The 13,323-nt window shown below is 67.3% G+C and carries 14 protein-coding genes; 6 read left to right on the forward strand and 8 right to left on the reverse strand.

The features are described 5' to 3' along the window. Nucleotides 1–7: 7 nt before the first annotated feature. The 6 genes from MC375_RS13845 to MC375_RS13870 form a co-directional block, all read right to left on the reverse strand. Entirely contained in the window at nucleotides 8–427 is a 420-nt protein-coding gene (locus MC375_RS13845) for an MAPEG family protein (RefSeq protein ID WP_242103983.1), read from the reverse strand. 85 nt (nucleotides 428–512) lie between these two features. Beyond that, nucleotides 513–1,304, reverse strand: coding sequence for a succinate dehydrogenase iron-sulfur subunit (locus MC375_RS13850; protein ID WP_242103984.1), 792 nt, complete (start codon nucleotides 1,302–1,304; stop codon nucleotides 513–515). Nucleotides 1,305–1,315: 11 nt separating this feature from the next. Next, the gene (gene sdhA / locus MC375_RS13855; protein ID WP_242103985.1) at nucleotides 1,316–3,109 is read right to left on the reverse strand and encodes a succinate dehydrogenase flavoprotein subunit; all 1,794 of its coding nucleotides are present in this window, start codon (nucleotides 3,107–3,109) and stop codon (nucleotides 1,316–1,318) included. Continuing rightward, entirely contained in the window at nucleotides 3,106–3,507 is a 402-nt protein-coding gene (gene sdhD, locus MC375_RS13860; RefSeq protein ID WP_242103986.1) for a succinate dehydrogenase, hydrophobic membrane anchor protein, read from the reverse strand. Before sdhD ends, sdhA begins: the two co-directional genes overlap by 4 nt. Beyond that, a complete protein-coding gene (gene sdhC / locus MC375_RS13865) occupies nucleotides 3,504–3,890 on the reverse strand; it encodes a succinate dehydrogenase, cytochrome b556 subunit (protein WP_242103987.1) in 387 nt (128 codons plus the stop codon). Before sdhC ends, sdhD begins: the two co-directional genes overlap by 4 nt. Nucleotides 3,891–4,231: 341 nt before the next feature. After that, nucleotides 4,232–4,411 carry a succinate dehydrogenase assembly factor 4 gene (locus MC375_RS13870; RefSeq protein WP_343223526.1) on the reverse strand — a complete coding sequence of 60 codons (180 nt, stop codon included), beginning with the start codon at nucleotides 4,409–4,411 and terminating at the stop codon, nucleotides 4,232–4,234. A gap of 24 nt (nucleotides 4,412–4,435) precedes the next feature. Between MC375_RS13870 and MC375_RS13875 the strand changes: the two genes are divergently transcribed. After that, nucleotides 4,436–5,290 carry a folate-binding protein gene (locus MC375_RS13875; RefSeq protein WP_242103988.1) on the forward strand — a complete coding sequence of 285 codons (855 nt, stop codon included), beginning with the start codon at nucleotides 4,436–4,438 and terminating at the stop codon, nucleotides 5,288–5,290. Here MC375_RS13875 and MC375_RS13880 read toward each other — a convergent pair. Next, complete coding sequence (locus MC375_RS13880) at nucleotides 5,287–6,366, reverse strand: substrate-binding domain-containing protein (protein ID WP_242103989.1); 1,080 nt, start codon at nucleotides 6,364–6,366, stop codon at nucleotides 5,287–5,289. The genes MC375_RS13875 and MC375_RS13880 overlap by 4 nt on opposite strands. 166 nt (nucleotides 6,367–6,532) lie before the next feature. Here MC375_RS13880 and MC375_RS13885 point away from each other — a divergent pair, with 166 nt between their 5' ends. The 5 genes from MC375_RS13885 to MC375_RS13905 are packed head-to-tail and all read left to right on the forward strand — an operon-like array spanning nucleotide 6,533 to nucleotide 12,656. Then, nucleotides 6,533–7,072, forward strand: a complete 540-nt coding sequence (locus MC375_RS13885; RefSeq protein ID WP_242103990.1) for a formate dehydrogenase subunit gamma — start codon at nucleotides 6,533–6,535, stop codon at nucleotides 7,070–7,072. Further along, entirely contained in the window at nucleotides 7,069–8,622 is a 1,554-nt protein-coding gene (locus tag MC375_RS13890; RefSeq protein WP_242103991.1) for an NADH-quinone oxidoreductase subunit NuoF, read from the forward strand. The genes MC375_RS13885 and MC375_RS13890 overlap by 4 nt, the downstream gene beginning before the upstream one ends. Before the next feature lie 16 nt (nucleotides 8,623–8,638). Then, entirely contained in the window at nucleotides 8,639–11,557 is a 2,919-nt protein-coding gene (fdhF, locus tag MC375_RS13895) for a formate dehydrogenase subunit alpha (RefSeq protein WP_242103992.1), read from the forward strand. After that, a complete protein-coding gene (gene fdhD, locus MC375_RS13900) occupies nucleotides 11,557–12,396 on the forward strand; it encodes a formate dehydrogenase accessory sulfurtransferase FdhD (RefSeq protein ID WP_242103993.1) in 840 nt (279 codons plus the stop codon). Before fdhF ends, fdhD begins: the two co-directional genes overlap by 1 nt. Further along, nucleotides 12,393–12,656 (forward strand): formate dehydrogenase subunit delta, encoded by a 264-nt coding sequence (locus tag MC375_RS13905; RefSeq protein ID WP_242103994.1) that lies wholly within the window; start codon nucleotides 12,393–12,395, stop codon nucleotides 12,654–12,656. Before fdhD ends, MC375_RS13905 begins: the two co-directional genes overlap by 4 nt. A gap of 12 nt (nucleotides 12,657–12,668) precedes the next feature. Here the strand turns inward: MC375_RS13905 and MC375_RS13910 are convergent, their stop codons facing one another. After that, nucleotides 12,669–13,211 (reverse strand): NAD(P)H-dependent oxidoreductase, encoded by a 543-nt coding sequence (locus MC375_RS13910; RefSeq protein ID WP_242103995.1) that lies wholly within the window; start codon nucleotides 13,209–13,211, stop codon nucleotides 12,669–12,671. Nucleotides 13,212–13,323: the final 112 nt, after the last annotated feature.

Raw genomic sequence — 13,323 nt, forward strand, 5'->3', positions numbered from 1 at the left:
CACCCGCTCAGCCCAGCAGCAGGCGTACCGCCAGCAGCAGCCAAAGGGCCCACAGTACGAAGGCGCCGGCCGCATAGACGTAAAAGCGGTCCATCACCTTGTTGTAGCCGCACTGGATCGCGCTGTGCACGACCCGCAGCGCCACGAACGTCCACGCCATCAGCACCACGGCCGTATCCACCAGGCCAGCCTGCGCGGCCAACGCCAGCGCCAGGTAGAACAGCACCGGCAATTCGAACAGGTTGCGGAAATTGTCCGCGGCGCGGCTGTCGGTAAGCCTCGCTGCCGCCTCGGCCGAAGTCGCCACCGACTGGGGGTGGATCCGCTCGCGCTTCATCTGCCCGATGCGCACGTAGTACATGCGAAACCAGACGGCACAGGTCAAAGCCGCCATTCCCACGGCGGGCCACCAGATTGCGTTGTTCATGGTCGCTCCCGGGATCCGGCGCCACTGCGGCGCGCCGGAACAATCATGCAGGCTGTCGCGCCAAAGTGGCGCTCCTACACAGGCGTCAGACCTGCCGCGCCAGCATCAGCTGCTTGATCTCGCCGATCGCCTTGGCCGGATTGAGGCCCTTGGGGCAGGTGCGCGCGCAGTTCATGATCGTGTGGCAGCGGTACAGCTTGAACGGGTCTTCAAGGTCGTCCAGACGTGCGCCGGTGTCCTCGTCGCGCGAGTCGATGATCCAGCGATAGGCCTGCAGCAGCACGGCCGGCCCGAGGTAGCGCTCCCCATTCCACCAGTAGCTCGGGCAGCTGGTGCTGCAACAGGCGCACAGGATGCATTCGTACAGGCCGTCCAGCTTCGCGCGATCTTCCTTCGACTGCAGGCGTTCGCGATCCGGCGGCGGCGCGCTCTGGGTGCGGATCCAGGGCTGGATCGATGCGTATTGCGCATAGAAATGGGTCAGGTCCGGGACCAGGTCCTTGACCACGTCCATGTGCGGCAGCGGATACACCGGAACCTCGCCCCTGCCCTTGCCGCAATCGTCGATCGCCTTGGTGCAGGCCAGGGTATTGGTGCCGTCGATGTTCATCGCGCACGAGCCGCAGATGCCCTCGCGGCAGGACCGGCGGAAGGTGAGCGTCGGATCGATCTCGTTCTTGATCTTGATCAGCGCGTCCAGGACCATCGGCCCGCACTTGTCCAGATCGACCTGGTAGGTGTCGGTGTGCGGGTTCTCGCCGTCCTCCGGATTCCAGCGGTAGACCTTGAACTCGCGCACGCGGGTCGCCCCGGCAGGCGCGGAGTAGCGCTTGCCCTTGTGGATCTTCGAGTGCTTGGGAAGGGTGAATTCGGCCATCGTGGAATCCGTCAGTAAACGCGCTTCTTCGGCGGCACCACGTCGACCTCGTCGTCGAGCGTGTACATGTGCACCGGGCGATAGTCGACCCGCGTATTGCCGTCATCGTCCAGCCAGCACAGCGTGTGCTTGTGCCAGTTGGCGTCGTCGCGCTCGGGGAAGTCCTCGCGCGCATGCGCGCCGCGGGATTCCTTGCGGTTTTCCGCGCCGGTGATGGTGACCTGCGCCTGGCCGAGCAGGTTCATCAGTTCGTAGGTCTCGATCAGATCCGAGTTCCAGATCAGCGATCGGTCGCTGACTTTGACTTCGGCAAACGACTCGCGGATCTCATGGATCTGGCGGACGCCTTCGGCCAGCGTTTCTTGGGTGCGGAACACCGCGGCATGGCTCTGCATCGAGCGCTGCATGCGGTCGCGGATCGTCGCGGTCGGCAGGCTGCCGTTCGAATTGCGCAGGTGGTCGAGCGTGGTGAGGGCCTTGTCTGCCGCATCGGCGGGCAGCGGCCGGTGCAACTCGCCCGGCCTGATGGTTTCGGCGCAGCGGTTGGCGACCGCGCGACCGAACACGACCAGGTCCAGCAGCGAGTTCGAACCGAGCCGGTTGGCACCATGCACCGACACGCAGGCCGCTTCGCCGATCGCGTACAGGCCGGGCACCACGGCATCGGGGTCGCCGTTCTTCAGCTGCACGACTTCGCCGTGGTAATTGGTCGGGATGCCGCCCATGTTGTAGTGCACGGTCGGGATTACCGGGATCGGCTGCTTGGTGACGTCGACGCCGGCGAAGATCCGCGCGCTCTCGGCGATGCCCGGCAGCTTCTCGTGGATGTCCTTCGGGTCGAGATGGGTCAGGTCGAGGTGGATGTGGTCCTTGTGCTCGCCGACACCGCGACCTTCGTTGATCTCGATCGTCATGGACCGGCTGACCACGTCACGCGAAGCGAGGTCCTTGGCGTTGGGCGCGTAGCGCTCCATGAAACGCTCGCCGTTGCTGTTGCGCAGGATGCCGCCTTCGCCGCGCACGCCTTCGGTGATCAGGCAGCCGGCGCCGTAGATGCCGGTGGGATGGAACTGCACGAATTCCATGTCCTGCAGGCCCAGCCCGGCACGCAGCACCATGCCACCGCCGTCGCCGGTGCAGGTATGGGCCGAGGTGCAGCTGAAATAGGCGCGACCATAACCGCCGGTCGCCAGGACCACGCCGTGTGCGCGGAACAGGTGCAGCGTGCCTTCGGCCATGTCCAGCGCGAGCACCCCACGGCATGCGCCGTCGGCGTCGAAGATCAGGTCGAGGGCGAAGTACTCGATGAAAAAGCGCGCATCGTGCTTCAGCGACTGCTGGTACAGCGTATGCAGCATCGCGTGGCCGGTACGGTCGGCCGCGGCGCAGGTGCGCTGCGCAGCCGGCCCTTCGCCGTAATGCGTGGTCATGCCGCCGAACGGACGCTGGTAGATGCGTCCGTCCTCCGTGCGCGAGAACGGGACCCCCTGGTGCTCGAGTTCGATCACCGCCGGGATCGCCTCGCGGCACATGTACTGGATCGCGTCCTGGTCCCCCAGCCAGTCCGAGCCCTTCACCGTGTCGTAGAAATGGAAGCGCCAGTCGTCCTCGCCCATGTTGCCCAGCGCCGCCGAGATGCCGCCCTGCGCCGCCACGGTATGCGAGCGCGTCGGGAACACCTTGCTGATGCAGGCGGTCTGCAGGCCCTTGTGGGCCAGGCCGAAGGTGGCGCGTAGCCCGGCGCCGCCGGCGCCGACCACGATCATGTCGTACTTGTGTTCGGTGATCTTGTAGGCAGAAGTCATGGGGCGATCATCAGCGCGATACGGCCGATGGAGTAGAGCGACGCGAGCGCGCCGACCACACAGGCCAGGATGACGAGGAACTGGAGGACGAGCTCGGTAGCGCGGGTGTGCACGTAATCCTCGATCACCACCTGCATCCCCATCTGCGCGTGCCAAAACAGCGCGACCACGAACACCGACAGCAGGATCGCGTTCCAGGGTTTGCCCAGCGCGAACTGCACGCTGGCCAGGTCCGCACCTACGAACGACACCAGCAGACCCACCAGCCACGGCACCAGCAGCGCCAGCACCACGGCGGTCACCCGTTGCCACCAGAAATGCGCCGTGCCCGACTTCGCCGATCCCAACGCGCGCGCGCGCTGCATTGGATTGCGGTAGCGTCCGTTCGCGCTGCTCATGCGTTGCCTCCCAGCGCAGCCCACCAGATCAGGACGGTGAACACCACCGTCAACACCGCCACCGCATAGCCGGACTTGTACACCTCGGGAATTTCGAAGCCCCAGCCGGCATCCCACAGCAGATGGCGGATGCCATTGAGCAGGTGATAGACCAGCGCGAGCGAGAACCCGAACAGGACCAGCTTGCCCCAGGGCGATGCCAGGCATTCGGCCGCGCGCAGAGCGGACTCGCCGCCGGTGGCCATGGCCATCAGCCACCACGCCAGCGCGAAGGCACCGACCGTCAGCACCATGCCGGAGACCCGGTGCAGGATCGACATCACCATGGTGATCTGCCAGCGATAGACCTGCAGATGCGGCGACAGGGGACGTTGGTTGGCCATCGTGCGTTCCTAGAGCCTGTTCAATGCCTCCCCATGGCCCGCGCTGCGTCACGCTGCGCGCAGGCCAAGGAGGAGCGATGGAATGGATGTCGATCCATGACTGAGCGAGGACGCGGGCCTGGGTGCAGCGTGACCCAGCCCTTCGGGTTGTCCCGCAATGGCCGCCATGCGGCGCCGCGTGGCTTGACCTTGCAGGCAGCAAGGCGCGGCGCCACGCGGCACCACCTGACGGCCATTGCGGGACAACGCGGGCCATGGGGAGGCATTGAACAGGCTCTCATCTCGCTGGACGGCATGCGCCGTGTTGGCTGGGGCGGCATGGGGCCGCGATGGCTGGGGCGTCAGAAGTCGATGCAGCGGCCGTTCTTTTCCCAATCGCCGTAGCGAGTGGGCTCAGGGCCATCGCGGCCGCCGGTTTCCGGAACCCGCACAGGTACGGTTGCCGGCGCTGGAACGCTGGTTTCCGATGCTGCCGGTTCGGGCGAGGACTGGCCTTGGCCTAAGATGGACTTCTGTTGCACCGCGGAATTCTAGTCCCCACCCCCATGAGCGACAAGCCGCCACCCGCCTCCACCGGATCGTTTGCCCTGCCCGACCATGGCGTCATCAGCCTCACCGGGCGCGATGCCGTGGGTTTCGCGCAGGCGCAGACGATGAACGACGTCGCGGGGCTGACTGACGGGCAATGGCAGTGGAACGGCTGGCTGACCCCGAAAGGACGGGTGATCGCGCTGTTCGCCGTGCTGCGGCTGGATGCGCAAAGCCTGTGGCTGATCGTGCCCGATGCGGACGTGCGGGCGCTGGCAGCAGGTTTGCAGCGCTTCGTGTTCCGGAGCAAGGTCGTCATCGCTGCGCGCGATGACCTGTACGTGTCCGGTCGCTTCGGCGCGCCCGTGGCAGCGTCCGGCGCACGGCTTGCCGGAGATGTCGAACACGGCGTCGAAATGGACTTCGGCGGCGCGAGTGGCCCGCGCAGCGTGCGCATCGAGGGCGCGCCTGCTCCGACGGACGCAGAATCGCTTGCCCGCTGGCGCGCCTTCGATCTCCAGCATGGACTGCCACGGCTGGAGGCTTCACAGTCCGAACGCTGGACGCCGCAGCAACTCTCGCTCGAGCGCCTGCGCGCTTTCAGCGTCAAGAAGGGTTGCTATCCGGGCCAGGAAATCGTGGCACGGACCCATTTCCTCGGGCAGGCGAAGCGCGGGCTGGCGCTGCTGCGCGCGGAACAGCCCCTCGCGCCTGGCGACGCCGTCGCGCACGAAGGGGTCGAACTGGGCAACGTGATCAGCGCGGCGGATGCCATCGCGCTTGCGGTGCTGCCGCTGGAGCACCCGCAACCTCTGCAGGTACATGGCCTGTCGTTGCAACACGAAGCGCTGCAGGAAGGTTTGGCCCGCTAGCCGTCGCGCATCGTCGGAAACGCTTCTTCCAGGCTCTGCACGACCCCGCAGAAGCTCGGATCGTATCCCGGGATAAGCGCGAGTTCACGCCGGAACGCCGGATCGCGCAGGATTTCGAGCACGCCATCGATGCGCCCGCCTTCCAGACCGGCGCCATCGCACAGGAAGAAGTACTGCTCGGTCGCCAGCGGAATGAAATCGAGCCCGTAGCGCCGCGCCGGCGGCTCCAGCGCCAGACCGACATCGGCCAGCCCGCTGGCCACATTCGCGGCCACGGCAGCATGGGTCAGCTCTTCCATGCCGACGCCGGCAACATCAGCCGGCGACATGCCCTCGCGCCGCAGCAGGCATTCGAGCAGGAGCCGCGTGCCGGAGCCGGGCTGGCGATGGATGAAGCGCACGTCGCCACGCACCAGATCGGCCACGCCATGGATCCCGCGCGGATTGCCTGGCGCCACCACCAGCCCCTGACGGCGCATCGCAAGGTGGACCACGCGGTCGGTCCGCGGGCGCAGGCGATCCCGGTAATGGGCCAGCACCGGTGCCTGCAGCTCGCCGATCGGCAGATGCAGGCCGCCCAGTTCGCAGGCGCCGGCGCGCAGCGCGGTGAGCGCTTCGTCCGGGCTGCGGTATTTGAGGTCGAGGGGACGGTCGCCCGCCGCCATCGCCCGGCGCAGGGCTTCCACGCCGAAGCCATGCGAAGCCTGCAGGCGCACGGGCGCCGCGTGCAGGCTCAGGCTGCGCTCCAGTTCCGACTCCAGTTCGGCCGCCAGGCTGTCCAGGGTCGGAGACAGACGGGCGGCGATCCGGCGGTCGGCCCAGACCAGACGCTCGCCCAGCGGCGAAAGCACGGCGCCGCGGCCGCGCGCCGCGCGCACCAGCGGGACGCCGAACATCGCCTCCCCCTGCTGCAGCAACCCCCACGCGTAGCGATACGACAGGCCGACCTGGCGGCAGGCAGCCGCAAGCGATGCGTTTCCGTGCACGGCCACCAGCAGTTCCACCAGCCTCGGCGGCAGGCTGCGTCCCTGGGCGGTCTGCACGTCCCAGGCGGGACGCAGGGTGACCTTGTACATTCAGCCCTCCGGAATGTTGCGAGGCAGCGCCGTTGTATTCGGCTTCTGGAAGCATAACCTGCCGCGTCACCGACGCTGCCTTACGGCCGGATCTGGTCTACTCTGCGCCTGGATCGTCGCCCGCAGCTATGTGCTGCAATACATAGGCACGACGGCAGGAGCGCGCATGAAAACAGGCCAGGGCAAACGCGGCCGCCACGCCGAATCGAATACCGAGACAGTGCCCCTGCTGGAGCCCGCACATCGGGCCGCGGTCGACGCCGCGATCGAGGCCCATCGCCATCGCGCGGGTGCCCTGCTCCCGATCCTGCACCACGTGCAGGCCGCGTTGGGCCATGTGCCCGACGGCGCCGTGGCGCCGATCGCGGACGCCCTGCGCCTGACCCGTGCCGATGTGCACGGCGTCATCAGCTTCTATCACGACTTCCGCCGCGCCCCGGCGGGGCGGCACGTGCTCAGGCTGTGCCAGGCCGAAGCCTGTCAGGCGATGGGCGCGCGCCGATTGCAGGCGCACGCGCAGCGCCGTCTGGGATTGCCCGACGGCACCCACGACACCGCCGATGGTCGCTTCACCCTGGAACCGGTCTACTGCCTGGGCAACTGCGCCCTGTCGCCGTCGCTGCTGCTGGACGGCGAGTTGTACGGTCGCGTGACACCCGAGCGCCTCGATGCGCTCGTCGCCTCCTGCAACACGGAGGTCGCATGAGCGCCTTGCGCGTATACCTGCCGCGGGACGCGTCCGCGATGGCCATGGGTGCCGGTCGTGTGGCGCAGGCCTTGGAACGCGAAGCCGCAGCGCGCGGCATCGAGCTCAGCCTGGTCCGCAACGGCTCGCGCGGGCTGCTATGGCTGGAACCGCTGGTGGAAGTCGAAACCGCAGACGCGCGCATTGCGTACGGCCCGGTGGCCGAAGCCGACATTCCAGCCCTGTTCGACGCATGGACGGGCGATGACGCGCATCCGCTGCGCCTGGGCGATATCGAGTCCCATCCCTACTTCGCCCGCCAGCAGCGCGTGACCTTCCGCCGCGTCGGCCTGATCGATCCGGTGGATGCGAACGCCTATGCCGCGCACGGCGGCTGGAGCGGACTACGTGCGGCGCTGACCATGGCGCCAGCCGGGATCGTGCAGGCGGTGACCGATTCCGGTCTGCGCGGCCGCGGCGGCGCGGCCTTCCCCACCGGGATCAAGTGGAAGACCGTGCTCGATGCGCCCGCGCAGCAGAAATACATCGTCTGCAATGCCGACGAGGGCGACAGCGGTACCTTCAGCGACCGCATGCTGATGGAAGGCGATCCTTACTCGCTAATCGAAGGAATGATCATCTCCGGCCTGGCCGTTGGCGCGGATCGGGGCTATGTGTACCTGCGCAGCGAGTATCCGCATGCGAGACAGGTACTGGAGGAAGCCATCGCCAACGCCACTGCGGCCGGCTACCTGGGCGTGGACATCGCCGGTTCCGGCCGCCGATTCGACCTGGAACTGCGCATCGGCGCGGGCGCCTATATCTGCGGCGAGGAAACCGCGCTGCTCGACAGCCTGGAAGGCAAGCGCGGACAGGTCCGCTTCAAGCCGCCACTGCCGGCGATCGAGGGTCTGTTCGGTCAACCGACCGTGATCAACAACGTCATCACCCTGGCCTCGGTGCCGATGATCCTGGCCGATGGCGCCGCGGCCTACCAGACGTACGGGACCGGGCGTTCGCGCGGCACGCTGCCGCTACAGCTGGCCGGCAACATCAAATACGGCGGCCTGTTCGAGGCGCCCTTCGGCATCTCTCTGCGCGAGCTGATCGAGGACATCGGCGGCGGTACGTATTCGGGTCGCCCGATCCGCGCGGTGCAGGTGGGCGGGCCGCTCGGCGCCTACCTGCCGCTGTCGCAGCTGGATACGCCGGTCGACTACGAGGCCTTCGCCGCGCTCGGTGCCATGTTGGGCCACGGCGGCATCGTGGTGTTCGACGACAGCGTCGACATGGCCGAACAGGCGCGCTATGCGATGGAATTCTGCGCGATCGAATCCTGCGGCAAATGCACGCCCTGCCGGATCGGTTCGGTCCGCGGCGTCGAGGTCATCGACCGCATGCTCGCCGGCGTCGAACCGGAACGCAACGACGCACTGCTGCGCGACCTGTGCGAAACCATGACCCAGGGCTCGCTGTGCGCGATGGGTGGGCTCACGCCGCTGCCCGTGCTGAGCGCGCTCAACCATTTTCCCGAAGACTTCGCGCGCGCGTCGCGCCAGGTCGCTGCCTGACGGCAGGAGGTCCACCATGCGTTCGATCGCCGAAGCCGATTACGGCACGCCCAACCCGCAGCTGGTCCAGCTCGAACCGCTGCGCCGCGTGCGCGTGCAGATCGATGACCGCATGATCGAGGTACCCGAAGGCACCTCGGTACTGCGCGCGGCGGCGCTGGCCGGCACGTCCATTCCCAAGCTTTGCGCGACCGACGCGCTCGAAGCATTTGGCTCGTGCCGGCTGTGCCTGGTCGAGATCGAGGGACGCAAGGGCTATCCGGCCTCGTGCACCATGCCGGTGGCCGAGGGCATGCAGGTGCGCACCCAGACGCCCAAGCTGGCGCAGCTGCGTCGCGGAGTGATGGAGCTCTACATTTCCGACCATCCGCTGGACTGCCTCACCTGCCCTGCGAACGGCCATTGCGAGCTGCAGGACATGGCCGGTGCGGTCGGCCTGCGCGAGGTGCGCTATGGCTACGACGGCGCCAATCACGTCTATGCCAAGTCCACGGACGGCGCGCACAACCCGCTGTTCGCGGACAAGGACACGTCCAACCCGTATTTCACCTTCGATCCATCCAAGTGCATCGTCTGCTCGCGCTGCGTGCGCGCCTGCGACGAGGTGCAGGGCACGTTTGCGCTCACCATCCAGGGCCGCGGCTTCGCTTCCAAGGTATCCGCCAGCCAAGACCAGCCGTTCCTGGAATCCGAATGCGTCAGCTGCGGCGCCTGCGTGCAGGCATGTCCGACGGCCACGCTGACGGAGCGCTCGCTGATCGAAATAGGCCAGGCCGAGCACAGCATCGTCACCACTTGCGCCTATTGCGGTGTGGGCTGCTCGTTCCGCGCCGAGATGCGCGGACAGGAACTGGTGCGCATGGTCCCCAACGCCGACGGACATGCCAACCACGGCCATTCCTGCGTCAAGGGTCGCTTCGCGCTGGGCTATGCCACCCATCCGGACCGCATTACCACGCCGATGATCCGCGACAGGATCACCGACCCGTGGCGCGTGGTGAGCTGGGAAGCAGCCATCGCCCATGCCGCGTCGGAGTTTAAGCGCATCCAGGCCAAGTACGGAAAATTCTCTGTGGGTGGCATCACCTCATCGCGCTGCACCAACGAGGAAACCTACCTGGTACAGAAGCTGGTACGCGCCGCCTTCGGCAACAACAATGTCGATACCTGCGCGCGGGTCTGCCATTCTCCGACCGGCTATGGCCTGAAGCAGACCCTGGGCGAATCCGCGGGCACCCAGGATTTCGATTCGGTGCGCTACGCCGATGTGATGCTGGTCATCGGCGCCAACCCCACCGACGGGCATCCGGTGTTCGCCTCGGCCATGCGCAAGCGGCTGCGCGAGGGCGCCCGCCTGATCGTGGTCGATCCACGCCGCATCGACCTGCTCAAGACTCCACACGGCAGCCCGGGCATCCACCTCAAGCTGCGGCCCGGCACCAACGTGGCCATGCTCAATGCGCTGGCGCATGTGATCGTGACCGAAGGGCTGGTGGCCGAGGACTTCGTCGCCGCACGCTGCGATGCCGCCGCGTTCGAGCAGTGGCGCGCGTTCGTGGCAGATCCGGCGCATTCGCCCGAAGCGATGGAAGCCGAGCTGGGTGTGGCTGCCACGGCCATCCGCGACGCGGCCCGGCTGTACGCCACCGGCGGCAATGCGGCGATCTATTACGGCCTGGGCGTGACCGAACATTCGCAGGGTTCCACCGCGGTGATGGGCATCGCCAACCTGGCCATGGCCACCGGCAACATCGGCCGCCCCGGCGTGGGCGTGAATCCGTTGCGCGGCCAGAACAACGTGCAGGGCAGCTGCGACATGGGCAGCTTCCCGCATGAACTGCCCGGCTACCGGCACGTTTCCGACACGCCGGTGCGCGAAGCCTTCGAGCGGCGCTGGGGCGTGCCGTTGCACGCCGAACCCGGCCTGCGCATTCCCAATATGTTCGACGCCGCCCTGGATGGCAGTTTCAAGGGCCTGTACATCCAGGGCGAGGACCTGGCCCAGAGCGATCCCAATACCCAGCACGTGACCGCTGCGCTGGGCGCCATGGAATGCGTCGTGGTACAGGACCTGTTCCTCAACGAGACCGCCAAGTTCGCGCACGTGTTCCTGCCCGGCAGCAGCTTCATGGAGAAGGACGGCACCTTCACCAACGCCGAGCGCCGGATCTCGCCGGTGCGCCAGCTGATGGCGCCGCGTGCGCGCTACGCAGACTGGGAAGTGACCCAGCTGCTGTCCAATGCGCTCGGCTACCCCATGCACTATGCGCATCCGGGCGAGATCATGGATGAGATCGCCAGCCTCACGCCGACCTTCAGTGGCGTGAGCTTCGACCTGCTCGACCGCGTGGGCAGCGTGCAGTGGCCCTGCAACGACGCGCATCCGCAGGGCTCGCCGACCATGCACGTCGATACGTTCGTCCGCGGCAAGGGCAACTTCATGCTCACGCCCTATGTGCCCACCCGCGAGAAGATCACTCCGCGCTATCCGCTGCTGCTGACCACCGGGCGCATCCTCAGCCAGTACAACGTGGGCGCGCAGACCCGGCGCACGGCAAACGTGGTCTGGCACGACGAGGACCGCCTGGAGCTGCACCCGCACGACGCCGAGGAGCGCGGCATCGCCGAGGGCGACTGGGTGGGCGTGGAAAGCCGTGCGGGTGACACCGTGCTGCGCGCGCGCATCACCGACCGGGTCCAGCCCGGCGTGGTCTACACCACGTTCCACTTCCCCGAATCCGGCGCCAACGTCATCACCACCGAGAATTCCGACTGGGCCACCAACTGCCCGGAATACAAGGTGACCGCGGTGCAGGTCACGCGCGTCAGCCAGCCATCGGAATGGCAGCGCCGCTTCCACGCATTCGCCGACCTGCAGGAGTCGCTGTTGCCGCACGACACCGTCGTCACGCATCCGGAAATCGCCGGACGCTGATGGCCCGGCCCGACCCTCTTGCCATCCCAGCGCCTGCCGGAAGCGCACAGCGCCAGGTCGTGCGCGTGCGCAACGGGCGGGTGCGGCGGTACGTGGACGACGTGGCCGAGGAAATGCCCGTTGCCTTCGTGATCAATGAGGCGCCGTTCGCGGTAATGATGGCTACACCGGCGGATCTGGAGGACTTCGCGCTCGGCTTCATGCTGAGCGAAGGCATCGTGGACGATGCGGGCGAGGTCGAATTGCTCGGCAGCGAACAACTGCTGGAAGGCATCGAAATTCGCCTGCGCATTCCCACGCAATACGCGGAGGCGCTCGAGCGCCGACGGCGTTCGCTCAGCGGTCGCAGCGGATGCGGGCTGTGCGGCAGCGAACTGCTCGAAGCCGCACTGCGCCGGCCCGAAGCGGTGGGCGAAGGCGTCGCAGTCACGGCGGCCGCCTTGCGGCGGGCCCTGCGCGGACTGCATGCCCTGCAGGGGCTGGCGCGATTGACCGGGGCGACGCATGCGGCCGCCTGGGCCGATTCCGACGGCCAGGTGCGCCTGGTCCGCGAGGATGTCGGCCGGCATAACGCGCTCGACAAGCTGATTGGCGCCATGTTCCGCGCTGGCGAGAATCCGCAGGCGGGCTTCGCCGTGGTCACCAGCCGCGCCAGCTATGAGATGGCGATGAAGGCTGCGTCCGCCGGCATCGCGCTGCTGGCCGCCGTCTCCGCACCCACCGCACTCGCGATCTCGCTCGCCGAAGCCTGCAACCTCACGCTCGTGGGCTTCGCTCGCGAGGACGGCCATGCCGTGTACACCCACCCGCGCCGCATGCCGATGGAGCCCACCGCTTGAATCCGCAACGCCTGGTCGACATGGCCAATGACATCGCCGCCAACCTGTCCGCAAACCCGGACCATGCCACTGCGGTCGAAACCATGGTCGTGCACCTGCAGCGGTTCTGGGAGCCGGGGATGCGCCAGGCGATCGTCCGCCACCTGCATGCCGGTGGCGACGGGCTGGGGCCGCTGGCCCGCGACGCGATTGCCGCCCTCGCATTTCGCCTCGAACAATCCGCGCCACCCACGGCGCGCGGCGCCAGCGATGCGGGCTGAGCCCGCAGCAGTTCAGGCCACCCAGGCCGCGAACCCGTCCATCCAGCCCTGCAGGAACTTGCGCGTACCAGCGTCGGCGATACCGCCTTCGGCGTCGAAGAATCCGTCCTTGACGTGGAGGAAGACCTCCGGCTGGCCAAGCGTGGCGACGTCCAGGTAGGCAAGGACATTGCGCAGATGCTGCTGCGCGCATGCCGTGCCCACCGCTCCGATCGATGCGCCGATCACGCCGGCGCGCTTGCCGGCGAAGGCGCTATGACCGTACGGCCGCGAACCGATGTCGATGGCGTTCTTGAGCACGCCGGGAATCGACCGGTTGTATTCCGGGGTGACGAACAGCAGCGCATCCACGGCTTTGATCCGGGCCTTCAGCTGCTGGCAGATTTCCGGATAGGCTTCGTCGAAATCCTGGTTGTACAGCGGCAGATCGTCGATCCTCAGGTGATCGAAGACGAAGTCCGCGGGCGCAAGGGTTTCCAGCGCCCGCGCCAGCCGGCGGTTGATCGACTCCTTGCGCAGGCTGCCGACCAGGACGGCGATCTTCGTGGTTGCCATGACATGGGTCCCGTGCTGGAAAGGCAGCAGCTTCGCGCATCCGCCGTTGCAGTGGCGTCAAACGGCGATCCAAGCCCGCTGGAAACAGGTAGGAGCGGCGCAAGCCGCGAGC

The organism is Lysobacter sp. M2-1, assembly GCF_022662495.1.
Lineage (GTDB): Bacteria > Pseudomonadota > Gammaproteobacteria > Xanthomonadales > Xanthomonadaceae > JAKPBU01.

Excerpts from the sequence above, each read along its gene's own strand:
- MC375_RS13845 (WP_242103983.1), bottom strand. The coding sequence starts at position 427 with ATGAACAACGCAATCTGGTGGCCCGCCGTGGGAATGGCGGCTTTGACC.
- MC375_RS13850 (WP_242103984.1), bottom strand. The coding sequence starts at position 1,304 with ATGGCCGAATTCACCCTTCCCAAGCACTCGAAGATCCACAAGGGCAAG.
- sdhA (WP_242103985.1), bottom strand. The coding sequence starts at position 3,109 with ATGACTTCTGCCTACAAGATCACCGAACACAAGTACGACATGATCGTG.
- sdhD (WP_242103986.1), bottom strand. The coding sequence starts at position 3,507 with ATGAGCAGCGCGAACGGACGCTACCGCAATCCAATGCAGCGCGCGCGC.
- sdhC (WP_242103987.1), bottom strand. The coding sequence starts at position 3,890 with ATGGCCAACCAACGTCCCCTGTCGCCGCATCTGCAGGTCTATCGCTGG.
- MC375_RS13875 (WP_242103988.1), top strand. The coding sequence starts at position 4,436 with ATGAGCGACAAGCCGCCACCCGCCTCCACCGGATCGTTTGCCCTGCCC.
- MC375_RS13880 (WP_242103989.1), bottom strand. The coding sequence starts at position 6,366 with ATGTACAAGGTCACCCTGCGTCCCGCCTGGGACGTGCAGACCGCCCAG.
- MC375_RS13885 (WP_242103990.1), top strand. The coding sequence starts at position 6,533 with ATGAAAACAGGCCAGGGCAAACGCGGCCGCCACGCCGAATCGAATACC.
- MC375_RS13890 (WP_242103991.1), top strand. The coding sequence starts at position 7,069 with ATGAGCGCCTTGCGCGTATACCTGCCGCGGGACGCGTCCGCGATGGCC.
- fdhF (WP_242103992.1), top strand. The coding sequence starts at position 8,639 with ATGCGTTCGATCGCCGAAGCCGATTACGGCACGCCCAACCCGCAGCTG.
- fdhD (WP_242103993.1), top strand. The coding sequence starts at position 11,557 with ATGGCCCGGCCCGACCCTCTTGCCATCCCAGCGCCTGCCGGAAGCGCA.
- MC375_RS13910 (WP_242103995.1), bottom strand. The coding sequence starts at position 13,211 with ATGGCAACCACGAAGATCGCCGTCCTGGTCGGCAGCCTGCGCAAGGAG.